At 46.6% G+C, this 25,042-nt stretch carries 21 protein-coding genes; 7 read left to right on the plus strand and 14 right to left on the minus strand.

From position 1 onward, the window contains the following. Window positions 1–45 precede the first annotated feature (45 nt). On the plus strand, window positions 46–969 hold the full coding sequence (locus J7623_RS29410) for an AraC family transcriptional regulator (RefSeq protein WP_291928142.1): 924 nt from the start codon (window positions 46–48) through the stop codon (window positions 967–969). Window positions 970–1,016: 47 nt separating this feature from the next. On the opposite strand, the gene J7623_RS29415 is transcribed toward J7623_RS29410, so the two are convergent. From J7623_RS29415 to J7623_RS29450, 8 genes are all read right to left on the minus strand, one after another. After that, a complete protein-coding gene (locus J7623_RS29415; RefSeq protein WP_291928145.1) occupies window positions 1,017–1,643 on the minus strand; it encodes a hypothetical protein in 627 nt (208 codons plus the stop codon). 214 nt (window positions 1,644–1,857) lie between these two features. Beyond that, on the minus strand, window positions 1,858–2,298 hold the full coding sequence (locus tag J7623_RS29420; RefSeq protein ID WP_291928147.1) for a hypothetical protein: 441 nt from the start codon (window positions 2,296–2,298) through the stop codon (window positions 1,858–1,860). Between the two features lie 416 nt (window positions 2,299–2,714). Then, the gene (locus tag J7623_RS29425) at window positions 2,715–3,098 is read right to left on the minus strand and encodes a DUF5071 domain-containing protein (RefSeq protein ID WP_291928151.1); all 384 of its coding nucleotides are present in this window, start codon (window positions 3,096–3,098) and stop codon (window positions 2,715–2,717) included. A gap of 198 nt (window positions 3,099–3,296) precedes the next feature. Next, the gene (locus tag J7623_RS29430; RefSeq protein ID WP_291928154.1) at window positions 3,297–4,988 is read right to left on the minus strand and encodes a RagB/SusD family nutrient uptake outer membrane protein; all 1,692 of its coding nucleotides are present in this window, start codon (window positions 4,986–4,988) and stop codon (window positions 3,297–3,299) included. Window positions 4,989–4,998: 10 nt separating this feature from the next. Next, entirely contained in the window at window positions 4,999–8,319 is a 3,321-nt protein-coding gene (locus tag J7623_RS29435) for a TonB-dependent receptor (protein ID WP_291928157.1), read from the minus strand. A gap of 70 nt (window positions 8,320–8,389) precedes the next feature. After that, window positions 8,390–9,610 (minus strand): FecR family protein, encoded by a 1,221-nt coding sequence (locus tag J7623_RS29440; RefSeq protein ID WP_291928160.1) that lies wholly within the window; start codon window positions 9,608–9,610, stop codon window positions 8,390–8,392. Between the two features lie 93 nt (window positions 9,611–9,703). After that, the gene (locus J7623_RS29445) at window positions 9,704–10,300 is read right to left on the minus strand and encodes a sigma-70 family RNA polymerase sigma factor (protein WP_291928161.1); all 597 of its coding nucleotides are present in this window, start codon (window positions 10,298–10,300) and stop codon (window positions 9,704–9,706) included. Between the two features lie 106 nt (window positions 10,301–10,406). Then, the gene (locus J7623_RS29450; RefSeq protein ID WP_291928164.1) at window positions 10,407–12,410 is read right to left on the minus strand and encodes an FAD-dependent oxidoreductase; all 2,004 of its coding nucleotides are present in this window, start codon (window positions 12,408–12,410) and stop codon (window positions 10,407–10,409) included. Between the two features lie 186 nt (window positions 12,411–12,596). On the opposite strand from J7623_RS29450, the gene folD reads away from it, so the two are divergent. Next, window positions 12,597–13,448, plus strand: a complete 852-nt coding sequence (gene folD, locus J7623_RS29455) for a bifunctional methylenetetrahydrofolate dehydrogenase/methenyltetrahydrofolate cyclohydrolase FolD (protein WP_291928167.1) — start codon at window positions 12,597–12,599, stop codon at window positions 13,446–13,448. A 227-nt stretch (window positions 13,449–13,675) separates the two neighbouring features. After that, window positions 13,676–14,179 carry a DinB family protein gene (locus J7623_RS29460; RefSeq protein WP_291928170.1) on the plus strand — a complete coding sequence of 168 codons (504 nt, stop codon included), beginning with the start codon at window positions 13,676–13,678 and terminating at the stop codon, window positions 14,177–14,179. Here J7623_RS29460 and J7623_RS29465 read toward each other — a convergent pair. From J7623_RS29465 to J7623_RS29485, 5 genes are all read right to left on the minus strand, one after another. Continuing rightward, window positions 14,168–14,665, minus strand: a complete 498-nt coding sequence (locus J7623_RS29465) for a DinB family protein (RefSeq protein ID WP_291928171.1) — start codon at window positions 14,663–14,665, stop codon at window positions 14,168–14,170. The two genes, J7623_RS29460 and J7623_RS29465, sit on opposite strands and share 12 nt — an antisense overlap. Window positions 14,666–14,702: 37 nt before the next feature. Further along, window positions 14,703–15,296 carry a porin family protein gene (locus tag J7623_RS29470; protein ID WP_291928174.1) on the minus strand — a complete coding sequence of 198 codons (594 nt, stop codon included), beginning with the start codon at window positions 15,294–15,296 and terminating at the stop codon, window positions 14,703–14,705. A gap of 125 nt (window positions 15,297–15,421) precedes the next feature. Then, window positions 15,422–16,528, minus strand: coding sequence for a Gfo/Idh/MocA family oxidoreductase (locus J7623_RS29475; protein ID WP_291928176.1), 1,107 nt, complete (start codon window positions 16,526–16,528; stop codon window positions 15,422–15,424). 153 nt (window positions 16,529–16,681) lie between these two features. Then, entirely contained in the window at window positions 16,682–17,212 is a 531-nt protein-coding gene (locus J7623_RS29480; RefSeq protein WP_291928179.1) for an OmpA family protein, read from the minus strand. Window positions 17,213–17,335: 123 nt separating this feature from the next. Then, window positions 17,336–17,767, minus strand: a complete 432-nt coding sequence (locus J7623_RS29485; protein WP_291928182.1) for a hypothetical protein — start codon at window positions 17,765–17,767, stop codon at window positions 17,336–17,338. Window positions 17,768–17,961: 194 nt separating this feature from the next. Here J7623_RS29485 and J7623_RS29490 point away from each other — a divergent pair, with 194 nt between their 5' ends. The 3 genes from J7623_RS29490 (at window position 17,962) to J7623_RS29500 (ending at window position 23,082) form a co-directional block, all read left to right on the plus strand. Next, on the plus strand, window positions 17,962–21,105 hold the full coding sequence (locus J7623_RS29490; RefSeq protein ID WP_291928185.1) for a TIM-barrel domain-containing protein: 3,144 nt from the start codon (window positions 17,962–17,964) through the stop codon (window positions 21,103–21,105). A gap of 142 nt (window positions 21,106–21,247) precedes the next feature. Further along, complete coding sequence (locus tag J7623_RS29495; protein WP_291928188.1) at window positions 21,248–21,730, plus strand: YdcF family protein; 483 nt, start codon at window positions 21,248–21,250, stop codon at window positions 21,728–21,730. 32 nt (window positions 21,731–21,762) lie between these two features. Then, the gene (locus tag J7623_RS29500; protein WP_291928190.1) at window positions 21,763–23,082 is read left to right on the plus strand and encodes a GntP family permease; all 1,320 of its coding nucleotides are present in this window, start codon (window positions 21,763–21,765) and stop codon (window positions 23,080–23,082) included. Here J7623_RS29500 and J7623_RS29505 read toward each other — a convergent pair. After that, window positions 23,074–24,294 carry an aminotransferase class I/II-fold pyridoxal phosphate-dependent enzyme gene (locus J7623_RS29505; protein ID WP_291928193.1) on the minus strand — a complete coding sequence of 407 codons (1,221 nt, stop codon included), beginning with the start codon at window positions 24,292–24,294 and terminating at the stop codon, window positions 23,074–23,076. The genes J7623_RS29500 and J7623_RS29505 overlap by 9 nt on opposite strands. Window positions 24,295–24,412: 118 nt before the next feature. Between J7623_RS29505 and J7623_RS29510 the strand changes: the two genes are divergently transcribed. Beyond that, entirely contained in the window at window positions 24,413–25,000 is a 588-nt protein-coding gene (locus J7623_RS29510; protein WP_291928196.1) for an RNA polymerase sigma-70 factor, read from the plus strand. Window positions 25,001–25,042 lie beyond the last annotated feature (42 nt).

The following is a 25,042-nucleotide window of genomic DNA, read 5'->3' on the forward strand; positions in this document are numbered from 1 at the left end:
CCGGTTAACGCAAAAGGAAGTTTCATCAACGCAAAAAGAAGTTTTATGCTCAGCAGTTGCCAAACAGGTAGTACCGACTCTGCACCCGTACAGGAAAAGCAGGTGCACCTTCATGACAGTACCGGGTTTCAGATCCAACTGGAAGAATTATCCCTCCGGGAAATTGACTTTCGCTGGGGGAACTATCATAACCCTACCCCAAAAGTGATGACCTTCCAACCTGCTAAAAAAGCTATTGTATCCCATTTCCGTTTACAGGATGATACGCCCGCAGCTACCGCCATAGCTGAAAAACAGTTTGTGATATACCGGGAATCACCGACACCTTATGATTTGACAGTAGCAGCTACTCCGCACAAAAACCGTTTGTTTTTTGAGCTGATGTTGTCAGAAAATTTCTATCAGCAACTATTCACGGAAGAAAGCCCTTTTATGCGGCGATTCGTTCAAGATGGTACCTTTAATCAGCCCTCCCCTGCCTTCACTGCCCGGATGTTACCTGCCATGCAAGGCATCATTAACAACCTGCAACAGGCACCTTACCAGGGTCATCTGAAAGCAGTATATCTCGAAGCTAAAGCCATCGAGCTTTTTCTGATGCAAGTGAAACAACTGGACGATATACATCTCCCAAAAAAAATCACCATACCCGGAAAAGATATAGCCAGCCTACACGAAATCAAAGACTATATCACCCAACATTTTGATCGGCCATTATCCCTGATGGAACTGGCGCGCAAAGCAGGTATTAACCAAATGAAACTTAAAACCGGTTTTAAGGAATTATTCAACACCACCGTATTTGGATACCTCAGCGATATCCGTATGCAGGAAGCAAAACGACTGCTACAAGAGGAGAAACTATATGTGAGCGAGGTGGCAGACAGGATTGGATATAAACATCCACATCATTTTACAGCCGCATTCAGGAAGAAGTTTGGACAGTTGCCGCGGGATATACGGAAATAAAAATAGTGGCTCACCGAAGGCAAACCACTATTCTCCTTACCGGTAATTTATTTTGTAATCACGCCTTTCTTCAGCATATCTGCAATCACCGTTTTACTAAAACTAGTGGCTAGTGCCGATGCATTGGAAGGATCAAATGTTTTTGCCTGGGCAGAATAGTCAAGGGTTTCGCCCTTTGAAGAATAGAGGTTAGCCTCCAGTGTATAATCCACCGAAGTATTGTAATAACCCGGTGTATACGTACGGTTATAAATTACCCGGTAATAAGGATACCAGTGGCTACGCACCATCGCAAACGGCGTATAAGACATCCGTCCTGGCGAATAATATCTTTCCTTATTCTTATCCAATAAAGAAAGAATCATGACCCCGTCAAAACCTTTATCACTGATCTGGTTCACTGCCTCAGCTTCAGAAAGATTCTCAAATGTTTTAGGTCCGAAAATACTGGTAGCTGTTGCCGCCGACATGCCATTAGCAGTCAGTTGCTGCGACATCGCATTTTCAAGATTCTCCCGGATGTCGCGGTCCTTTGAGCCGGCCATGCCGATGACCAGGATCTTGCTGAACTTTTGCGGTTGTAAGGCGGGATCTTTCCAGGATGAGATCAGATTGGTAGAGGTACATCCGGCAAATACAATGGCAATTAGAAACAATAGTTGCGTGTTTTTCATAAGAGATACTTGTGAAGTGGTTAATGGCGCTTTCGGAGTGCATGACAAAGCTATATATTCACGATTTGTTCTGGTGCTCAGGTGGACAACAAGCGGAGAAGGGATTTTGTTTACGTCAGGATTATTCTGCTCTTAAACGGCGCGGTTTTGTTGAAATTGTTGTGTCAGGTGATTTTGCAGGAAGGAACATTTAATAAAACAACCCATACCTTTTTCAAAAAAAATATTCTATTGGGTCTGATTCATTGGTCGCTATTTCACCCTTTACAAGTCCCTTCAAATATTCTAACACTTTTATAAGCCTTACAGCTTCAATATTAATCCCATCAAGTACAAAGGCGTTTTTTACGCTATCGTAGAGTTTAGTATTGCGCAGGTCTGACTCAACTTTACTTAATATTTCTATAGTTTGATCCAGCAATTTTATAAATAACAGCGTCCTTTCATCATTCGTTAAAAACAAATCCAGTTCTAAATCCACAAAGCCATAAAACTCTCCGGCTGCATTTTTCTTTATTAAATTCTCAAACTCTATTGCCCATGAAGGCAGCTCAGGTTCCGACATTTTAGCATATAGAAAAATAAGGGTTAAGTTTAAAATATTATCCTTTATCCAAAATCCGTTGCCCTTAAAATTGATAAAACTACTCGCCATATTTAATTATCTCTTATTGTCATCCATCTATTTGTAAGAAATCTTATAAACCCTAATAATCAATTTGAAGTCCCACCTAATTACTTCACACCTTTCTCCAATTAGCTACGATAGCTACGATAACCATAACTATCACCGTTACAACCACCCCAACTCCAGCATTCCCCCCATCTTCATCAAGGAGTATTTGCTTATATGAGCGTTTTCTTCGCATAAATATCCACCTCATAAATGCACCAGGGATGGAGAAAAGAATGAGAACAATACCTTCAACTATTATTTCCAGGATGAACTGCATTGGTAAAATATTAGTTCATTTAAAAATCCTTCATTATCAAAATATACTTATAACATGCTACTACCTGGCCAGCAACAAAAAAATTCAATAACACCGGGAGTCAAAATCTAAACCCATTTTAGTTAATTTCCTTTTCTAATATTTCCCTTGCAACGAGATGAAGTTCTTCATTCACTTCTCGTTCTGTAGGACAATCCCTAATCCTCTCCAGTGAAAAAAGTAGCTCCTCATCTAATTTTACAGGGGCAATTGCTATCAGACTCTTCATAATGCCAAACTTCCATTCTTCATCATTAGATAAAAGAATATCCAACAAATTGTCTTTAATTTCATTAACGTGGGGAGCCAAATAAGCACCAACTTCACTTGCAACATCCCAGTGCAGATCTTGCAGGCATCCCAGTAAATATGAAACCTCTGCCTTCACATCCTCAAATGATTTATGCTTCAGTATTTCAACTGCACTTAGATCATCCTTTGTCTTTGGAATATAATCCTTCATATTCAATGGTATAAAGATTTAAACAATGAACCCTGCAAACGGACATTGGGTATCAAGATGAAGGTATTAAAATATTCATACCAAAAACATTCTTTAATCTTATCTACATAAAAAGAAATACGAATTTGAGAGAAGATAAAAGCAAATACTTTTTCGCTCCAATCTTTCCACAAATCCGTATTTCCGCTGTTCGCAATATCAATACCCCGGATTCTGCACTATCTTCGGATTCGTTTGCGTTTCTATATACGGAATCGGCCATAAATAATCCCTTCCCGGATTAAATGTCCGCACCTCCACCACCCGCATATCCGCTTTATTCGCCACCTGGCTGTAATCCGCGATACCATTGGCGTCTATCGCCGGCGCACCGGCCAGCAACCCTCTCGGCACGCGTCCATACAACGGCCCCTTCATCACTTTCTCCGCAATCTTCCAGCGACGGATATCAAACAAGCGGAAACCTTCGTAGGCTAATTCATACATGCGCTCTTTGCGCACGGCTGAACGTAACTCCGCCAGCGTAGCCGTGACAGGTATTGGCGGCATATTCACACCGGGACGTTGCCTTACGGCATTAATCGCCTGGAACGCGGAGGCATCTAACTCGCCCGCTTCCAGCTTTGCCTCGGTATAGGTGAGTAATACTTCTGCATAGCGGATCAGCGTGATGCTCATGGTCGACTGCCGCATGTTGTCTTTATCTTTTAAATCAATATACTTACGCCAGCAATAGCCGGTGAAAGATGCATACGCATTCACCGCGTCCTGGTTCACGATGCGCGTAGCCGGTGTGGTGTTATAATTCCAGCACATGAGGCTGTCTTTATGCGTTTCAAACTGGTAGTTAAAAAATATAGACCCCGGTAAGGCAATGGTGTAGCCTAACCGTGGATCCCGGTTTTCGAAAGGATGCGCAGGATCATAGCGGGGCGATTTATCGATAGTCAATCCATCAGTACATTCGTAACTATCTACTAAAGATTGGGAAGGCACTTTGTTGGAAGCGCCGCCGGCATTGCGGCAAAGGATAGGATAAGGTCCGCCCCAGTTGATCACAGGTAACTGGTATTGCAGCGCGAGAATTACTTCGGCAGAATTTTTATTATCATAGGAAAACAGGCGAGGGAAATTATCTTCCAGTTTATACACATTCAGATCTATTACAGCTTTGGCTGCATCGGCGGCTACTTTCCATTTTTCATTATACAATGCTACCCGCGCTTTAATGGCCAGTGCAGCGCCTTTCGTAGCACGACCCGCATCTATAGCAGTATAGGTAGCCGGTAAGGATGCAGCAGCGCTGTCTAATTCCTGGAAGATAAAATCGAGCACTACCTGTTTATCACTACGTGGAATCTGAGCGGTTTCCAGTGTAAGCGTATGCGTTACCAATGGTACGCCGCCGAATAAAGAAATGAGTTGTTCGTACATATAGGCGCGGACAAACTTTGCTTCGCCGATGCTGCGCTTAAACAAAGCGGCATCTGTAACCGACTTCACTTTATCTGCATTGTCGAGGATATAGTTACAGCGGCCAATCACTTTATAAAAATCCGTCCACAATCCCTGTGTATAGGTGTTGTTGGCGTCATGGTTACCGGTACCAATTTTTTGCAAGTCGCTGGCGTTGCGTTCATAGCCAATGTCGGTGGCAGCATCCAGCATCAGGCTGATATTGGGACCTTCCAGTTGCCCGGGATCGTATTCGTCCATCGGCTTGTTCATGGCGCGGTACAGGCCATTGACGGCCAGCAGCAATTCATCCTGGTTCTTGAAATAAGCCGCATCAGAAGGACCGTTCAACGGACTTTTATCGAGGTAATCTTTGTTGCAGGCCTGTACTGCCGGCAGTGTAATCAGGAGTATATAGAGGGCATACTTTTTCATAACGATGGTTTTAGAAATTTACGTTAACACCAAAACTGTACATTTTCATTACAGGGTAGTTGTCTGCCACACCTACCGCAGTTTCCACATCATATCCCTTCCAGAATTTATTGGCGGTAAACAGGTTGGAGCCGTTTACAAAAACACGAAGACTATTCAGCTTCATCGATTGGGCCAGGTGACGAGGGAGTGTATATCCGATTTGTAAATTCTTCAAACGTAGATATGCAGCGCTTTTCATCCAGAAGCTGGAAATCTGTTGATTGTTGGTACCGCCAAATACCAGTCGCGGAAAAGCAGCGTCTTTATGTTCCGGTGTCCAGTAATCTTTGAATCTTTCCTGAGCGGTGCCACCTACAGAGCTTACATAAAACGGCATGATGCCGGCGCCATAAATTAAACCATCTACTTTACCAACACCTTGTAAAAACACACCAAGATCAAAGCCTTTCCACCTGGCATTCAGGCTTATCCCATAAGTATATCGTGGAATGGTGTTACCCAGGATCACCTTATCGCTTTCATTGATGATGCCGTCGCCATTCTGATCTTTGTATCTGATATCTCCGGGCGCAATGGTACCAAATTGCGTAGCATGTTTGGATACTTCATCGGCATCCTGGAAGAACCCTTCCGCCTGCAATCCGAAGATGGCATTCACCGGATATCCTTCCCGGCTTACCGTTACCGCTGATTGATTGATCCCATGCATGTCTACCACTTTATTTTTCACATCTGATACGTTCACACCAATGTTGTATTTGAAATCTTTGATGGCGCCATCATAGTTGAGTCCCAGCTCCCAACCTTTATTGCTCACTTTACCGGCGTTCTGGTAAGGCGCCTTTAAACCCGTGATCAGCGGGATGTTGAGCAGTAAGAGAATATCTTTTGTTTTGCTGCTATAATAATCTGCTGTTATAGAGAGATGGGAAAACAAGGTGATGTCCAATCCCACGTCCGTCATCTCGGTGGTTTCCCAGGTGATATTTCTATTCGCTAATGCGTCCATAGCGGCGGCATTCACAATTTGTCCGCCAATGGTGTAAGAGCTGAGATTCACCACTGTAGCCGATGGATAAGTACCGATGTTTTGATTTCCTAACTTTCCCCAGGAACCACGGAGCTTTAATTCATTCAGTGCAGGCTTCAGCGCCGCCATGAAATCCTCTTCTGAAATACGCCAGCCGGCAGACGCAGAAGGGAACACGCCCCACTTCCGTCCTTCTGCAAAACGGGAGGAACCATCGTTACGGATATTCATTTCCAGCAGGTATTTTTCTTTATAGTTATAATTCACCCTGCCGAAAAAGGAACGCAGCGACCATTCCGCACCGCCGCCACTATTCTTCATATTGCCGGCACCGCCGGCATCCAATACCGGGTAATCAGGTAATACGTAGTTATCGCGGGAGGCAGATATTACATCCTGCCGATAATTATTTTGCTCTGCACCCGCCAGCACTTTTACGTCATGCTTACCCCAGGCTTTGTGAAAGGTGAGCGTACCGCGCATGTTGTTATAAAACTCCCGCTGACTCGTCACCTCCAATGCGCTGATCTGCGGATTCCTGTTTGCCGGCGTACCATCGGGATGATAGGTTTGCAGTGCTTTTGAAAACCTGTTTGTATAGGTTTGTATGTATTTGGGAGCGATATTAAATGAGGCTGTCAGCCATTCTACAGGCTGATAGTTAATCGTGGTGTTGATACTTCCCCAGGGGGCACTTAATTTTTTCAATCCGCCTTCTTTAGCAGAAGCAGCGGGGTTGTTGCCCACCCATCCATCACCACGGGTACCGTTGGAGTTCACCGCCAGCTGGTTGGGCGAAATGTTGTTCATATATGCGAAAATGGCGTCTACGCCAGCGGAGGGCTCCGTGGTAACAGGACTGATATATTGCAGGTCAAACTGCATATTCAGTTTTTTGGAAAAGATGATATCGTTGTTGGCGCGAACGGTGAGGCGCTTAAACTCTGATTGTTTAATCAACCCCTTTTGATCAAAGTATCCTACCGACAATAACATTTTCACTTTATCAGTACCGCCGTTCACTGTTAAGAAATGACTTTGCTGAAAGCCGGAACCGGTGAGCACAGCCTTTTGCCAGTCGGTATTGGGTAGTGAATCGGAGCTGCCGTTGCCCTGGCGCCGGTATTTCTCCAGCAATGACGCTGCATAGAGAGGTGTACGGCCGGAGTTCTTATAGGCTTCATTGGCCAATAACATATAGTCGAGCGCGTTAGTCAGGTCGGGCAGGTTGGTGGCCTGTTGCCAGCCCACGTAGTTGTTGTAGTTGATGGACAGTTTGCTGCTCTTCCCTCTTTTGGTTGTCACCAATATAACGCCATTGGCGGCACGGGAGCCGTAAATAGAAGCAGAGGCGGCGTCTTTCAATACGGTAACTGAGGCGATCACATTTGGATCGATGTTGTTGATTGATCCTTCTACCCCATCTATCAGTATCAGTGGATCGGGGTTTTTCAGGGTACCCCAGCCGCGGATGCGAATGGAACCGCCATCACCGCCGGGTTTACCATTGCCCTGGGTGATGGTTACACCGGGCATGGTGCCTTGTAAGCCGGCGGAAGTTTGTCCTACCGGCCTGGCCGCCAGCGTTTCACCGGATACCGTAGCTACGGCTCCGGTAAGGTCTACCTTCTTTTGCGTGCTATAGCCTACTACCACTACTTCTACGAGCGATTTAGGTGTAGGGGATAAACGGATATGAAAAGTGGATTGATCTTTTACCGGCTCCTGTATGGTCTGGTAGCCGATGCTGCTAATAGTGAGTACATCCTGGTCGGTGATATTGTGGATGGTAAAATGTCCGTTGACATCCGTTTGTACGCCTTTCGGGGTAGACTTCACGCCAACGGATACACCGGGTAAGCCCATGCCGGTGCTGTCGGTGATAGTACCGGTGATGGTTTTACCGGGTGTATCTTTTCCGTTGCCGGGTATGACTTTGGCGCCGGCTGAACTTTTTTTTATGACTACCGTATTATATTTAATCACGTAAGTTAGTGGCAGATCCTTGAGGCATATTTTTAATGCATCTTCCAGTGTTTTATTCTTAATGTCTACGCTCAGCGGCGGTGTGTTTTCCAGCAGTTTTTCATCGCAGATAAACTGGTAACCGGTTTGTTTGCTGAGCAGGTCAAACACCTTATCCAGGGGCATTTTATTGACCGATAGTTTTACAGTGGGCGTTTGTGCGCTGACGGAGAAAGCGCCTGCCAGCAATAAAAAGCTAAGCAGCCATGTTTTGAGTGTTGCCGGCATGCGACTCCTCCTTCCCTGGAAGCAGGAAATAGTAAGCAGTTCCATATTTATCTTTTGGTTGAGATTTATAGATATTCAGGCAGGTGTTGAACGTGGAAACACCGCTGACAAATCATTACTTTATATCGGCTGGCATCACGGTGATACGATTCCCGCTGGTACTGAAATGCACCATGCCGGTTTGTTCCAGTAATTCCAGCAACTGTGCAACATTTTCTTTACGGGTCATGCTGCCATACAATTTAATATCGGATAAGTCCCCTTTGTACGTGATCTCTACATCATACCAGCGGGCAATTTGCCGCATGATCATCGGCACATCAGTTTTGCGGAATCTGAATTCACCATTTTTCCAGGCCATTACATCAGATATGTCAGGGCGGCTGATACTAAACGCCGTGCCTGCATCATCCATACGGGCCTGTTGCCCCGGCTGCATCTGGGTGGTGGCGCCGCCTTGCGATACGCTCACCGCACCTTCCAGCAGCGTGGTTCTCACGTGGCCTTCGTCGGGGTAAGCCATTACATTGAAGTGCGTACCCAGTACTTTTACGTCCATGCCACTGGTGTGTACCATGAAAGGCTGACGGGCATTTTGTGCTACTTCAAAATATGCTTCGCCGGTGAGGCTCACTGTTCTGTTGTTACCGGTAAAGGTTACCGGGAATCTCAGTGAGGAAGCGGCATTCAGCCATACCTGGCTGCCGTCAGGTAATACTACCTGGTATTGGCCGCCTTTAGGTGTGCTGATGGTATTGTATTGCGGCGCAGTACTGGCATCACTGCTGCCGGCAGCATAGGCCAAACGGCCGTGATTCACTTTAATGATACGAGTACTCCCCTGCTGTCCTAAAGCCCCGTTTTGGGCGCTATCCAGCTCAATGATGCTGCCATCTGCCAGGGTGAGTGTCGCTTTGTTGCCCGCCGGATGTATGGCCGGCAACGCATGTTCTGCGATGGCTGTTTTAACGACAGTACCCTTGTACCACCAGAAACCGGCGCCGAGTATTAACAGGAATATAGCCGCAGCCGCCAGTTTATACAGGACAGGTATTACGGGAGATGTGGAAGCAGTGGCTGATATTTCTGCCCCCGGTTCTTTCCCCATCGCCTCACGTATAGCCGCTACCGTTATTACCTCGTTGAAGGCCTGTTGCAGATCCTTCCGGGGGGTGGCAGTATAGCGGTCTTCCGCGAGAATAGCAGCAATCATATCACTCAGGGCGGTTTCCTGGTCAGCATTCTTCACCTCTTCCTGCAAACATTGCAATTCTTCCGGGGTGATGTGATCTCCCAGGTACTTTTCCAACAATGTTTTTAATTCCTCATTTGACATAAAACCGGATGACAGATCAGCACACTCTCATGAAGGGCTGTTATAATAAAGACGAATAAAAAATGTTCCCGAATCCTTACCTTCTTCAACTTTTTATTTTCCTAACCACAGTAATAACAGGAGCCCGGTAAGATGACCGGCTTTGGCCGACAAATGTTTCCGGATCGCTGCAATAGAGCGGGCAATATAATTCTTGGAAGTGACGCGGGATATATTCATCTCCCGCGCAATTTCATCATGTGACATTCCCTGGAAGCGACTCAACCGGAACGCCAGCTGCATCTGCGTCGGCAACCGGTCGATCGCTGCATTCAACTGTATTTCTACATCCTTGAATTCCAGTTTATCCTGCGCGGAAGGGAGATCGGATGGCAGATATATGTCCTGGCCGTTTTCCTGTACGATAGGTAATACACGCTTCCGGAATTCATCCAGGATCATATTTTTGGACATGGTATATAAAAAGGCATCAAAGCGATTGACAGCAGTTAAGCGTTCCCGGCTCATCCACACCTTGATAAATATTTCCTGTGTAAGGTCCTCCGCTTTGGCCGCCGACTTCACAAACTGCAGGGTGTTGGCATACATCTTCTCCCAATAGCGGTCAAACAATAGCCGGAAGGCCTGTTGGTCTCCCGCAGCCACGCGCTGCAACAGCTCTCTTTCATTATGTAAGCTATCTTTCAGCAAGGAAGGTCATGGAATTTATTACAAAATAATCATTTTGTGGAATTACATCAGTTATGTTAAAGACGGGAAACAACAGCTCCCGAATCCTTCCGGCCGGATATTTTTTTTAACGGGGGATAAATAACACCGCATCAGCCACCACTATGCCCCCGGTTTGATGATTATCTATTTCCACATACGCACTGCTGCCCGCCGGTAAATCATAACTGCCCAGGTTCACCCACTCCCCGGACGTTTGCCCCAGTACCTTTACTGCCGCCGCTGTCACCTTTTTCTCCGTTACCTGCCTGCCATCGTTCACTTTCACCTGCATGTTACCATCCAGGCCCGGCAAACGCGGGACATACGTGTATACGTCATATTTACCTGCTTTCTTCACTTCCGGTGTAAACCGCACCGATTTGGCTACCGCCCCCTTGCTTTCATCTGTCAGGAAAGTGGCGCCATATCCCCCATGGGTCAGCGTCTTCCAGTCGCCCGTAATAGTCACATGGGCAGCGTCATTATCATCTACCAAAATCTCCGGGGTACTGTTATTCACCAGCGGATCCATGGTGAGCAAGTGCTGTATCTTCTTTACGTCTGCCTCCTGTACGGAACGGTTTTCATCAATCGCTACTGCCGCCGCCGTAGCCGCTGATTGTCCCAGTACCATAAACACAGGCTCCATCCGGATAGAGCCATAAGCAATATGCGAGGCCGATAAACACACGGGCACCAACACATTCTTTGCATCGCCGGATTTAGGGATGATGGCACGATAAGCAATGGGATAAGGACTCAGGTTACCAATTTCCACGTCGCCTTCATTTTTCACCATACCGTTTATGACTATACGCTGGCAGTTATGTGAATCCATACCATAAGCTGCCATGCCCACGCCATCGGCTACTTTCTCGCGGCCTTCGCAGTTGGCCTGCGTCATGATGTAGTCGCCGATCATGCGCCTTACTTCCCGTACGTACATCTGGGGCGACCAATGTCCGTTGTCCTTGTATTCGTCTTTCGGATAGCCCCAGGTGAGCATTTCCTCCCGCAGGTGCGCAGGCACGCGCTGATCATGACCAATAAAATACAACAGCCCTTTCGTATATACTTCGTGGTCGTGGATGATTTTTCGCCGGGTGGCATAGTCGGCCTCCGGATAGTTGTAATTCATCCCGATCATATCGGTAGAAAAAGCGCCCTTGTTGTTGATATCCGTTTTGCCGTTGGGCATGAGGTCCAGCTTCAGCATGGGCGACAGGTTTTTAGGCTTCGTATGCTCCAGCAGGCGGATTAATAATTCATATTTAGCAGGATCGTATCCTTCGGGGGCGGTAATGGGGATACGGTTGTTGGGCTGATTGCTCAGGCAGATCCTGAAGTTATAAGCCTGTACAAATTTATCACCGGAGCCCTGTGCTGCCAGGGTGCCGCTGCTGATGCCCCAGAGCAGGCCACTTTCCGGCTTGCCGGGAATTTTATAGGGATCAATGCCATCGGGGAACTGGTGCATATCCCGGACCTGCACCCCGTTATAGGTTTCGTTGTACTGGCTGTTGGCTTCCCGCCCTACCGTGTAAGGAATGCCGGCTTTGGCCATCAGGTCTCCTTCATAGGAGCAGTCGATGAACATTTTGGCTTTCACCACACGCGTATCAGCGCCTTTGATTTCTATTTGCCGGATATACCCGTTTTCCTTTTGTGCGCTGCTAATATTATACTCATACAGCACAGGCACTTTGGCGCTACGGATGTATTGCTGGAAAATGTTTTCTGCCACGCCGGGCTCAAATATCCATTGCTCCAGCTGGCCGTAATGCTTCCCGATGCGGCGGTAGAAATCCCGCGATAACCCGGTAATTGCATATTTATTACCGATATCCGTATATCCCAGTCCCCCGGTAGTGAGGCCACCGAGGTGCTTATCAGGCGAAACCAGTATCACGGATTTATGTAATTGTTTGGCCGTATAGGCGGCAATCACGCCGGCGGAGGTACCTCCATATACACAGATATCCACTTCTACAGGCGGGGCGGCATATACCATTGGCCCTGCTGTTAACAGGCCACAAATGCCCAGCAGTCCCCATTTCAGGGAGGAAAAGATCTTGGTGCTTGTTTTCATACGCAGAACGACCATTTGGAAGGTCTTATGTAGTAAAGACGAAAAAAATAACGGGAGGAATTCGTGTGCGCAAAAATAAATTTCGTCAGTAGGAGTTATCAGGCGCGGCAAATTATTCGGTGTTAAGTATCTTTGTGCCCTTCAATGATTCGGCGTCACTGTAACAAATAACTAAAAGATTTTAATATGACAGCAACATCAGTATTGCTAGACGGGAAAGGTTTATCCAAAGAAATGGAAGCTGCTTTAAGTGTCAGGGTAGCGAAAGTGATTGACCAAACAGGCGTAGTACCGGTACTGGCAACCATCCTGGTAGGTAATGATCCTTCCTCCGAGGTATATGTAAAAATGAAAGGCAATGCCTGTGAGCGCGTAGGCATGAAATCCCTGCGGGTACATTTACCGGAAGAAACCACTACCGAGCAGTTGCTGGCTGAAATTGAGAAATTAAATAACGACGACCAGATTTGTGGTATCCTGTTACAGCACCCGGTTCCTCACCAGATCGATGAAAGGGCCTGTTTTGATAAAATCGCTATCCATAAGGATGTAGACGGCGTTACCTGCCTGGGATTTGGCCGTATGTCGATGAATGAACCTGCCTATGGCAGCGCTACCCCGGCTGGTATCATGGAGCTGTTGAAACATTATAAACTGCCTATCGCCGGCAAACATGCGGTGGTGGTAGGTCGTAGTCCTATTCTCGGTAAGCCCGTAGCAATGATGCTGCTGAACGAAAATGCTACCGTTACCATCTGCCATTCCAAAACCAACAACTTACCGGAACTGATTAAACAGGCCGATATCGTAGTAGGTGCTGTAGGCAGACCAGAATTTATCAAAGCAGAATGGATTAAAGATGGCGCTATTGTAGTAGATGCCGGTTATCATAAAGGTGGACTGGGCGATATCGAAATCAATAAAGTAAAAGATCGTGCCGCTGCTTATACCCCGGTACCTGGTGGCGTTGGCCCAATGACCATTGCTACCTTGATTGCGCAGACAGTGGCATCGGCTGAGAAGAGAATTATTGCTTAATAATATTAGAAGCTGAAAGCGTAAAGCAGAAATCAAAAAGCTATTGTAGCGAGTGATCATTGAGGATAATTAAATACCCGCTGATCACTCGCTACAATAGCTTTTTGATTTCTGCTTTACGCTTTCAGCCTTAATTCTTGTCGCTTATAGCCCGCTATATTGGCGTATTAACCCCCGTTCAAAATCAGGATATCCTTTTAAGTTTGCAGCAGATAAAACATGCTGCTATGAAAACAGCCCTCCTCCATGATATTGACCACACCGGCAACACCTTACTCCGTCTGCTGTCGTCTTTAAGTACCGAACAATTAAATACACTACCTTTTGAAGGCAGCTGGACAGCCGCACAGGTAGCAGAACATATCTGGAAAGCAGGCGACTGCAGCCTGCTCTATGGCCCTGCCCAACCTACTGATCGCATGCCGGATGAAAAGGTAGATGCCATCAAAGCCATGTTCCTGAACTTTGGCATTAAGATGCAATCACCTGAAATGATACGGCCGGGTAATGATCCTCTTACAAAAGATGAAGTACTCCAAAATATTCACCAGGCATGGGAAAAGCTGACGAATGCAGCAAATACACTCGACTTAAAAGACGAGTGCATGGCCTTTGAAGTGCCCGGATTTGGCCCGTTTACGCGGTATGAGTGGATTCAGTTTATTAATATTCATACACAGCGACATATACACCAGCTACAAAATATACAGTCGTACTTATTACGCGCCTGAAGAGCTGTTTAAACGGTTCTTCATTCTTTCTATTTGTCGCCGGTGACGCAGTATATGAACAATGGCATGTTCCATCAATTGCTCTATGTCGTACCATTGTCCCCAGTTCGTTAGTATTTTTTCCGACGAGTCCATGCGTTCCAGCTCATCGTCTTTTATGTCCTGAAAAACGACCGTCGTAAAACGAAAGGCATCTTGTATCGCGGCGAGGAACAACGTGATGGTGGTATGCAGTATTTTGTCCGGTTTCGTATAGTCGTGTCCTTTATGCCGGTGCACATAGCCAGCATAGGAATACATAGAGTTGGTGACATGTGCCAAAACGGTTTGAATAGAGCGGCAGTCCGGGTTCTGCGTAGCCGGATCTGCAATAGCTACCAATGTTGCATCTGGAATATCCGCTATGCAAACGATCAGCTCCCCTATCGCTCTTTCATATTCATCCAGTAAAGCGCCCACAGCGCCTTGTCTATATATTCTATACATGTTGTACGGTTTCTTTATCAGAACGGTACAAAACTAATTATTTAAAGTTAATCCCCAGTCCCACCTGCGCCTGCTGCGTTTTCCACTGGTAACGGTCGTCGATGTTATTTACATTCGACAGTCCATACACATACCGCGCATACACGTGTAAAATATCAAACGTAAAAGTGGCGCCGGCAGCCACTCCCAGGTCATTGCGTTTGAAGGCCGACTGGTTATAGGTGAGCAGGTTTTCATTCGCATAAAACAGGTAACTGTATTCCGGACCAGCATTAATGGTGATTTTCTTATTGATGTTATACCGCAACAGCACCGGCAATGTGATATAACTCAGTTTAATATTTTTATTGGCCTGGTCATTACTGTTGTGGATATAGCGGGAGCTGAAATCATCATCCCGTTTGGGTCCGGCCTGTGAAAACAGTAATTCCGGCTGTATTCCCCACTTCGTTGTAAAATCATAGGTTGCAAAAAAACCGATGTTGCCACCTGGTGTATAATTCGGTTTAATACCTTGCCCATCCAGCTTAAACATGTTCAGATCAGCTTTAAGGCCATAATGCCATTGCTGTGCGTTGGCCACCGCAACCATCGCGCATAGCATAGTAACAGCGAATAATCGTTTTTTCATAGTGATCAATTTGACGGTAAAGAAACGAATTGATCACATGGGTATTGCAGCCCTGTAGCGACTAATAGATGATCCTGCTGTTTTTCACTATCATGTACGGAAATTCCTCGGCCAATCAAACAGGATTAAAGGTGCAGATTTACTTTTTGCCCCGTTTTTGCCGCCTGGTAAATGCCATCGATGATCTTTAAATCCTTTAGCGCCTCTTCTCCGTTGACGGCTACAGTGGGTTGCTTACCTTCGAGCAGGATGCCTGCCATTTCTTCCATCTGCACCGTTTGGTGCGTTACATGTGGTTGTGTTAACTCGCCTTTATTAGTACGGCCTTTAATAGGTCCGTAACCGGTAGATGGCCATAACTCAGCGAAACCTTTCTCTCCGTTCAGGAAGAAGCGGTCCAGGTTATTCATATTGTAGGTGGACAAGCAGGAAGCCACCGCTCCGCCTGGAAAGCCCAGCTGGAACTGGATGGTTTCATCTACGCCAGGTTTAAATTTCACCGGGTCTGTTTTGGTTTCCTGAGCGGTTACCCATACCGGCTCTTCTCCTACCATATAACGGGCACCGTTCACCGCATAAATGCCGATGTCCATCATAGCGCCACCACAGGCCAATTGCTTATTCAGCCGCCACTGGGTTGGGTCGCCGATGCGGAACCCGCATTGTCCCTGGAAAAACATAATTTTCCCGAACTCCCCGTTATTTCTCATGCGTATAATCTCTAACGTTTTGGGTTCAAAATGCATCCGGTAGCCAACCAACAACTGTACCCCGGCTTTTTTGCAGGCGTCGATCATTTCCTGTGCTTCCTTGGCATTCACTGCCATGGGCTTCTCACAAATCACCTGCTTACCGGCAGCGGCTATACGTATTACCTGGTCGTGGTGCAGCGCATTAGGCGTAGTAATATATACCGCATCAATGTCGGGGTTGTTTTTAACCTGGTCGAAGTTGTCGTAGTTATAACAGTTCTTTTCAGGGATACCGAAGCGGCCCTGCCAGTCTTTTATTTTAGCTGGCGTACCGCTGATCACCCCGGTGAGTTTGGCTTTTACACAAGCTTTCATGGCTTCAGCCACCCGGTTGCCATAGCTACCCAATCCCATAATGGCTACTTTTAACACGGGGCCATCATAGTGGTTTACACGGGCAGCCCAACCGGCCAGCGGCATCAACGGCATTACCAAAGCCGAAGCGGCAATTTTTTGCAGGAAATCGCGACGTGAATTCATAACGGGAATATTTTTGGGTTTCAGATAGGGAATAATAATACAAAAAAAACGCAATTTATTCATGCGCGGAGACAGCTATAACGGCAGGGGTATACGAAAAAAAGACGCCACACCGCAATGCGCAGTGTGGCGTCTTCAAAAAAGTTTTTATCGTTATTCCTTTACATCATACAGGATCACAAATTCTACTCTCCTGTTCTTTGCCTTACCGGCTTCTGTATCATTAGGAGCAATAGGATCGCGGTCAGACAGGCCCCACGTAAACATCCGTTCGTTGCTCACATTAAAACTGTTCAACAATTGTTTAGCGCCTGCGGCACGTCTTTCTGATAAATCACGATTATAACTGGCGGCGCCGGTATTATCCGTATGACCAGTGATCAGGATCTTTGTTTTATTATACTTGTTCAGCACTTCTGCAAAATGACTAAAAGTAGGCTTTACACTTTCATTCACCTGGTCAGAGGCCGTAGCAAAAAGTACGTTATTAGGAAAAATCACTTTAAGGCTGTCTTTGATAATGCTTACTTCCGCTTCATTCAACACATTCTTCAGCTCTTTATACTGCTTGTTCATATATACCTGCGGGCTGCTGCTTTTCTTTGAAGTGGCGCAGGAAGCCATTAAAACAACGGCCATCAGGGCCAGCAAACAATAGCGTGAGGTCAATAACATTCTTTTCATGATCAGACGTATTAGGGCACAAAGGTATGTAAAATAGCCATTATCAAGCTGTTGCGGGGAAAATCTAATGATATTAATAAAACAAAATATGTATTAATACTATCAGAAGAAGAGTTGTCATGTCTACTCTTCTTCTATTTCTACGTCCTGCTCATCCAAATAATTAGATCTGATAGTTTTCCGAAACAGCAGTATAAATACAACTATGCTGACAATAAAATTATATACGCCATTCAGTTGATTTGAGGTAATAGACACGTACGCACAAAACTCAGCTATGGCAACCGCCATATTTAAAGCAACAAATACCCCGATATCCTCTGCTGTAAAGGAAAAATAAACAATGACAGAAAATAACAGCGTATATACGATCGGTAAAAAAGCAAGAAGCAATACAGTAAGTGCCAAATCGTTAATGCTGATCCTGGAAAAATCAAGCGGGAAATAGTTTTCCATATTCAGTAACATCACAAGGATATAAAATGCCAGGTACTTGACGCCGATAAACCGCAATACTTCTGCGAAGCTGATATCGGGGATACTACTATCTTTCATATAACAAAGGGATAATAATGATGGTTAACATGTCGGGGGTAATTTATCTACCCAAAGGTACCTGTTATTCATACATCTTTATTTTTTATTACCTAAAAAAACCGGAAAATATCCTTTCTTTGAGCCTTATCTTTGTAAACAGCAACAGCAGGTAACTTACCTTTATCACTGCTGAATTTAATGGTGAACAATACATGAAAAAACTACTGCTATTTGTTTTTTTAGCATTTTCCGGTGCCATCACGTTTGCACAAACAGCGTCAGAAAAATCCAAAGTTTTCTGGCGGGAAAGCTTTACTTCCAGTACACTTCCAGAGGGATGGAAAAATGTGGATTCCAGCAAACGGGATCTGAACTGGATCGTTACAGATCAGCCCTATCCCGGCTCCTATCAATACCAGCAACAGGCGCCGCCTATTGCTTCCCGCAGCCGGGGCTATCACCTGCAGTTTCAGGCGGGCTACCTGGTGGATGAAGACCAGCCCTCCTGGGTGAAAAAGAAAGTGTATCCAGATACATGGATACAAACCGGCGCTATCGATTGCGCCAACAAATCGTCTGTGATATTGCGTTTTCAGCATACCTTCCGGTACAACAGCGAATTTGCTGCCCCCGGAGCCGCGCTGTTGGTGGGCGTTAGCACCGATGGCATCAAATGGACCGACTATAACGTCATGAACAATATGCCCGCGGCCAATGATATGTTTATTCCAATCAACCAGGAACTCAATATCACGGCAGTAGCGGCGCATCAGCCACATATTTATATCCGCTTTTACTGGAAAGGATTTTATAGCTGGTATTGGATGATAGATGATATTGAACTGGCAGAAGCTTATAGGAAAGACCTGGCAGTTACCCGCCTGACTTCCCACCAGGAACAAAAGAATACTTTCACCAACGCCGATGTACTGGCGGTTACCGTCAAAAATACCGGTATAGAAACTTTGAAAGCCGGCTTTACGGTAAATTGTAAAATAGATCAGCATAGAGAGATCAGTACCGCCGTACCTGCCAGCAAAAAAGGACTGGCGCCAGGACAGGAATTAACCGTGAAATTTCCTGCCACTGATTTAACAGATCGCACCATGCATGCCCTCAGCTTTGTGCTCCAATACCCCGGCGATGAAAACACCGCTAATGATAGCCTGCGTGCACGCGTGAATGCCAAAGAATCACATATCGGCAACCTCACGGAGTTTAAAGGCGCGGGACATGAATTTGACATCAAAGCCGGCCTGTCTGCCTTTAAACTGATTTTTTACAGCGATGATATCTTCCGTATCTGGATGGCGCCGGATGGTGATTTCACCAATCCTGCCGGCAATGACATCGTGGTAGATGATACACCGGGTAAATCGACTGTAACGGCAACGGATAAAGGAAATTACTACCAGGTAAAAAGTAAATCCTGCGTAGTACGTGTATACAAACAACCGCTGCGCTTTGCCATGTACGACGAAAGCGATACCCGCGTGATCTGGGAAGAAGCGGCACCATTATCGTTCGGCGCCAGCACTACCCAAACCATGCATCGCCAGCCCAACGAATACTTCTATGGCGGCGGTATGCAGAATGGCTATTTCTCTCACCGTGGCCAGGAAATATTAATCGAAAAAGGCAATGGCTGGGATAATGGCGGACGACCCAACCCGGCACCGTTTTATATGTCAACCGCCGGTTATGGCGCCTTCAGAAATACGTTCGATGTGGGCCGCTACTCTTTCAAAGAAGAGCTGGAATTTGCACATAATGAAAATCGTTTCGACTGCTTCTACTTCTACGGTCCTTCTTTAAAACAAATCCTCAACGGCTATACGCAGATCACCGGCCGTCCTTTCTTAATGCCGCGCTGGGCGCTGAGCTTAGGCGATGCCAACTGCTACAATCGCGGTGGCACCGGTACGGATTCCAAAGCCTATAAAGGTACCGGCACCACCGGTACTACACCGGACGTGATTCAACTGGTGGCAGACAAATACGTTGAAAACGATATGCCCCGCGGATGGATATTGCCCAACGATGGTTACGGTTGCGGCTACACGAAATTGGATTCCACCATCATGGAATTACACAAACGTGGCTTCTACACCGGGTTATGGACAGAAAACGGCGTCGATAAAATTGCCAGAGAAGTAGGCACTTATGGCTCCCGCCTGGCTAAACTGGATGTTGCCTGGGTAGGCCCGGGATATAAGTTTGCACTGGATGGCTGTAAAGCTGCCTATGAAGGCATTGAAAACAACAGCAATGCCCGTGGCTACATCTGGAGCGTAATGGGTTGGGCCGGTACACAACGGTATTCCACAGTTTGGTCAGGTGATCAGTCCGGCAACTGGGAGTACATCCGCTTCCACATCCCTACCATTATTGGCGCAGGCCTTTCCGCGCAAAATGCCGCCACCGGCGACGTGGATGGCATCTTCCGCGGAAGTGATTCTACCTATGTGCGCGACCTGCAATGGAAATGTTTCACACCGGTATTTATGGTCATGAGTGGCTGGGCGAAGAAAAATAAACAGCCTTATTTACAGGGACCGGAAAATACAGCTACCAACCGCAAATACCTGCAACTGAAAATGCGGATGACGCCTTACATGTATACCCTCTGTGCAGAAGCACATGCTACCGGCGTACCTGCTTCCAGGGCCATGGTATTAGAATTTCCGGAAGATGCGGTATGCAAGGGTACCCAAACGGAATACCAGTTCATGAACGGGCCTTCCCTGCTGGTGGCACCCGTCTACAAAAGCGAAGGAAAAAGAGACAGCATCTATCTGCCAGCCGGCACCTGGTACGACTACTGGGATGGCACCGCCTACAGCGGTCCTACTGTGATCAATAACTACAACGCCCCGCTGGATAAACTGCCGCTGCTGGTAAAACAGGGTGCCATCATCCCCATGTATCCACTCATGAACTTCGACGGTGAAAAGAAAACAGATACGCTGACACTGGATATTTATCCTGCAGGCAAATCTTCTTTTGATCTATATGAAGATGATGGACTGACACGGGCTTACAAAACCGGCGCTTTTGCCCGCACCCTGCTGGAAGTAGATGCTACCAAAGGTGTACAGGTAAAAATCAACGCAGCCAGAGGCTCATTTGATGGCATGCATGCAAAAAGAATTTACCTGCTGGATATTCATCAACCGGCAAAACCTAAAAAAGTAACCGTGAATGGACAATCCCTAAAAATATTTACCGATCAGCAGTCGTTCAACAAAGCCCCCACCGGCTGCTATTACAACGCTACTGAGAAAAAAGGTATCCTGCATATCAAAACCAGTTGGCTTAGCACGACTGCTGCGCAGGAATTACGAATTACGAATTAGGAATTACGGATTTGTGGGTAGATAGTAGCGAAATAATTTCGCTCTATCTACCCACAAATCATAATTCTCAATTATATTTATCCCCGTCAATCTACCCTAAAATCGTAATTCGTAATTCGTAATTCGTAATTCGTAATTCTTTATGAAAGGTCTTATCCTGTCGTTGGGCGCGCCTAATGACGCGGCCGGCAATCTCAGCATCATTGCACAAAACAGGCTCGATGCAGTGCTGCAAATTCACCATTACAACCCCGCATTCCTGGTTGCCTGCACCGGTGGCAAAGGGGCACATTTCAATGAAACAGATCATCCCCACTATTATTATTCTCATCGTTACCTACTGGCACATGGTATTCCGGAAGCGGCGCTTACCACCCCTGTTGATTCTGTTAATACCGTGGATGACTTTGTACAGGCCAAAGCGCTGATCTATAACCTGGCGCCGGATGTCCTCTGGGTGGTGACCTCTGATTTTCATGTAGCAAGGGCTACACTCATCCAGGCACAACAAATAAACTATCCGCATACTATTTTTTGGGGAGCGCCTACTACCCTTCCTGTAGAAGAACTGCGGGCATTACAGGCTCATGAACAAAAAGCAATTGCCCGATTACAGGCGGGGTAACCCGAAAGAATAAATGACTATCTTGTAATCCTATGAATACCATTCCACTGACACAAAGCATACTTGGCTTACTGGCAGGCATTGGCCTCATTGTATTGCTCACCGCTCGCTTCAGGATACATGCTTTCTTCGCGTTGCTATTGGCCAGCATTCTCACCGGTTGCATATTGGCGTTGCCCGTCACGGAAATTATTGATAGCATTAAAACAGGCATTGGTAAAATCCTTGGTTCATTAGGATTACTGATTATACTTGGCACTACGCTGGGATTAATACTGGAGCATAGCGGCAGTACTACGGTGCTGGCCAAGGCTGTATTACGTATCACCGGTACCCAGCGCGCAGCCATGGCCATGAATATCATCGGCTACCTGGTAGGCATGCCCATCTTCTGTGATTCGGGATTTATTGTATTAAGTGGATTAAATAAAGCGCTGGCAAAACGTTCCGGTATTCCCATGATAGTAATGGCCTCTTCCCTGGCAACCGGGCTGTACGCCGTACACTGCCTCATGCCGCCACATCCGGGCATTACCGCCGCTACAGGCACGCTACAGGCGGAAACAGGGAAAGTGATGCTATATGGATTATTGATTGCTATTCCCGCATCTATCAGTGGTTACCTCTGGTCAGGATTTGCCGGTCGCCGGATAGGCGTTGGCGTTAGCCCGGAAGATACGGCGATAGCTGATACCCGGGAAGGCCCGTCGATATGGATGTCAGTGCTGCCGGTAGTATTACCTGTTTTACTCATTGCCATCCGTTCACTCAGCGGCCTTGAAGTGAGTCACCCGTCCCGCTTCCTGCAACTCATGGCTATTTTAGGCATCCCGGAAGTAGCATTGAGCACCGGCATCCTGCTGGCGCTCACCCAACTAAAAAGTAATATGGGAAAAATATTGGCGGAAGGAGTCGAAAAAGCTGCGGGCATCCTGGTTATTATCGGTGGTGGTGGGGCCTTTGGAGCCATCCTCGCCAAAGCAGATATTGGTAGTCATATTGCACAAAACCAATCCATTGCCGCCCTGGGGTTGTTGTTGCCTTTCCTCGTCACTGCTTTATTGAAAACGGCCCAGGGTTCTTCTACCGTAGCGGTGATTGCTGCTGCGGCCATTATGCAACCGCTGTTGCCGCTCATGGGGCTGGATACCGCCAATGGACGCATTCTTTGCGTATTGGCTATGGGCGCCGGTTCTATGATGATATCACATACCAATGATGCCTATTTTTGGGTGATATCGAAATTCTCCGGGCTGGAGATCAAGGACATGCTGCGGGTATATAGTACCGGAACGATTGTAATGGCGGTGGTAGCTATTGCCGGCGTGTATACATTGTCGTTATTACTTTAACGCCTGATCCAAATCATTCAATATATCCACAACATCCTCCAGTCCTACGCTCATCCGGATCAATCCATCTGAAATGCCTGCTTTTTCCCGGTCTTCTTTCTTCATGCCGGAATGCGTCATAGACGCCGGATGAGAGATCAGCGTATCTGTCGCACCAACAGACACTGCGCGTAAACACATTTGCAGGCGGTCAATAAATCGTACGGCTGCCTCGAAACCATTTTTCAGTTCAAAGCTCATCACGGCACCGGGATGGCGCATCTGCCGGGCAGATAGTTCATAGTCCGGATGTGAAGGCAGACCGTTGAAATTCACGATGGCCACAGCGGGGTGTGCCTCCAGGAATTCCGCTACTGCCATGGCATTGCTGCAATGTTGCTTCATGCGCAACTCCAGCGTTTTGATACCCTGGATCAGCAGGAAGGTATCAAACGGATTGGCAGTGCCTCCTAACAGCTTTGCCGTTTTATTGATTTTCTGCATCGCGGCCAGGTCCTTACCTAGCAGCACACCGCCGATGGCGCTGCCGTGTCCGTTCAGGAATTTGGTGGTGGAGTGGAAAACAAAATCAGCGCCATAACGGAAAGGCTGTTGCAGGTAAGGTGTGGCAAATGTGTTGTCTACACTTACTTTTACACCATGCGTGTGAGCAATCCCGCAGATGCCGGCAATATCCACACAACGCATAGAAGGATTGGCAGGCGATTCAATATGAATCATCCGGATATCGGGGCGGGTTTGCAGGAGCTGTTCTACCTGTGACAAATCATGCAAATCAGCGATCAACGCTTTTACGCCGAATTTCGGGAGGAAGTCAAATAAAAATTCATGGGTACCGCCGTAAAGCGAGTAATGCGTAAGCACTGTATCTCCGGAGGCAATATTAGCGAGGAACATGGTAGCCATGGCTCCCTGGCCACTGGCATGGAGGATAGCTTTTAACGTCAAAGGACTTCCATCTTCCCGTACAATACCAAAAGATTCCAGGGCCGCAATCAGCTGCTCTGCCACTGTTACCGTGGGATTACCAAAACGGGAATAAATATATCCAGGTGCTGCACCGGAAAAGCGGTCCATGCCCTGTTGGGCATTATCGAATGTAAATGTTGAAGTAGCGTATATGGGCGCCAGGTGAGCATTCTCGCCCATCCCGGCCTGCGCAGCATGAATGGCTGCTGATGCCATTGTGCTAAATGGTGTATGATTTTCCATGTTGTAAATTAATCGCTTCCCCTCTTCATATCCAATAAAAAATGATCAATGGAAAGAAAGCGCTTGCTGGAAAAGAGGAAATGATATAATATTGATGAGATAAAATACAGCACAGACATTGAGTTTAACAGGCGACAGGCTTCTTTTTTTTCAAATTGCAGATGGAGATGAAACAGCCTTCCGTTCCTTGTATCATCGCTACAATGCCGTATTACTCGGATCTGTAAAAAAGCTCCTGAAATCAGATACCGCCGCGGAAGAAGTGCTCCAGGAAGTATTCCTGAAGGTTTGGCTGGTGCGGCATACCCTGCGGGAAATTGAAAATCCCGGTGGCTGGCTGTATACACTGGCCTCCAACTATTCCCTCTCCGCCCTTCGCAAACATGCCAGGGAAAAAAGCCGGCAGGATAATATCGAAGAAGTAGCGGATCATGAAGATGCTTCCGCCGGCATCTATGCCAGAGAACTACAGGCCCTGATCAAAGATGCCGTAGAAAAATTACCCGCTTCCCGCCGGGAAGTTTTTATGATGAATACCCAGGAAGGCAAATCCCGCAAGGAAATAGCCGATGCCCTGGCCATATCTGAAAATACTGTAAAAAACCAGCTGGTCACCGCCCGCAAATTTATCCGCGAATACCTGGAAAAACAAACAGGAACGCGACTTCCTATCCTGCTGATTATACTCCTATCCAGATTTTTTTAATTTTTTTTTAAGACGCATAGTACACTTGTTGTTTCGGGGCGT

The organism is Chitinophaga sp. (assembly GCF_017745275.1).
Classification (GTDB): Bacteria; Bacteroidota; Bacteroidia; order Chitinophagales; family Chitinophagaceae; genus Chitinophaga.

Coding starts and splice junctions, on each gene's coding strand:
- J7623_RS29425 (WP_291928151.1), bottom strand. CDS start 3,098: ATGAAGGATTATATTCCAAAGACAAAGGATGATCTAAGTGCAGTTGAA.
- J7623_RS29490 (WP_291928185.1), top strand. CDS start 17,962: ATGAAAAAACTACTGCTATTTGTTTTTTTAGCATTTTCCGGTGCCATC.
- J7623_RS29465 (WP_291928171.1), bottom strand. CDS start 14,665: ATGTATAGAATATATAGACAAGGCGCTGTGGGCGCTTTACTGGATGAA.
- J7623_RS29420 (WP_291928147.1), bottom strand. CDS start 2,298: ATGGCGAGTAGTTTTATCAATTTTAAGGGCAACGGATTTTGGATAAAG.
- J7623_RS29440 (WP_291928160.1), bottom strand. CDS start 9,610: ATGTCAAATGAGGAATTAAAAACATTGTTGGAAAAGTACCTGGGAGAT.
- J7623_RS29435 (WP_291928157.1), bottom strand. CDS start 8,319: ATGGAACTGCTTACTATTTCCTGCTTCCAGGGAAGGAGGAGTCGCATG.
- J7623_RS29470 (WP_291928174.1), bottom strand. CDS start 15,296: ATGAAAAAACGATTATTCGCTGTTACTATGCTATGCGCGATGGTTGCG.
- J7623_RS29495 (WP_291928188.1), top strand. CDS start 21,248: ATGAAAGGTCTTATCCTGTCGTTGGGCGCGCCTAATGACGCGGCCGGC.
- J7623_RS29460 (WP_291928170.1), top strand. CDS start 13,676: ATGAAAACAGCCCTCCTCCATGATATTGACCACACCGGCAACACCTTA.
- J7623_RS29505 (WP_291928193.1), bottom strand. CDS start 24,294: ATGGAAAATCATACACCATTTAGCACAATGGCATCAGCAGCCATTCAT.
- J7623_RS29410 (WP_291928142.1), top strand. CDS start 46: ATGCTCAGCAGTTGCCAAACAGGTAGTACCGACTCTGCACCCGTACAG.
- J7623_RS29500 (WP_291928190.1), top strand. CDS start 21,763: ATGAATACCATTCCACTGACACAAAGCATACTTGGCTTACTGGCAGGC.
- J7623_RS29430 (WP_291928154.1), bottom strand. CDS start 4,988: ATGAAAAAGTATGCCCTCTATATACTCCTGATTACACTGCCGGCAGTA.
- J7623_RS29450 (WP_291928164.1), bottom strand. CDS start 12,410: ATGAAAACAAGCACCAAGATCTTTTCCTCCCTGAAATGGGGACTGCTG.
- J7623_RS29475 (WP_291928176.1), bottom strand. CDS start 16,528: ATGAATTCACGTCGCGATTTCCTGCAAAAAATTGCCGCTTCGGCTTTG.
- folD (WP_291928167.1), top strand. CDS start 12,597: ATGACAGCAACATCAGTATTGCTAGACGGGAAAGGTTTATCCAAAGAA.
- J7623_RS29485 (WP_291928182.1), bottom strand. CDS start 17,767: ATGAAAGATAGTAGTATCCCCGATATCAGCTTCGCAGAAGTATTGCGG.
- J7623_RS29480 (WP_291928179.1), bottom strand. CDS start 17,212: ATGAAAAGAATGTTATTGACCTCACGCTATTGTTTGCTGGCCCTGATG.
- J7623_RS29415 (WP_291928145.1), bottom strand. CDS start 1,643: ATGAAAAACACGCAACTATTGTTTCTAATTGCCATTGTATTTGCCGGA.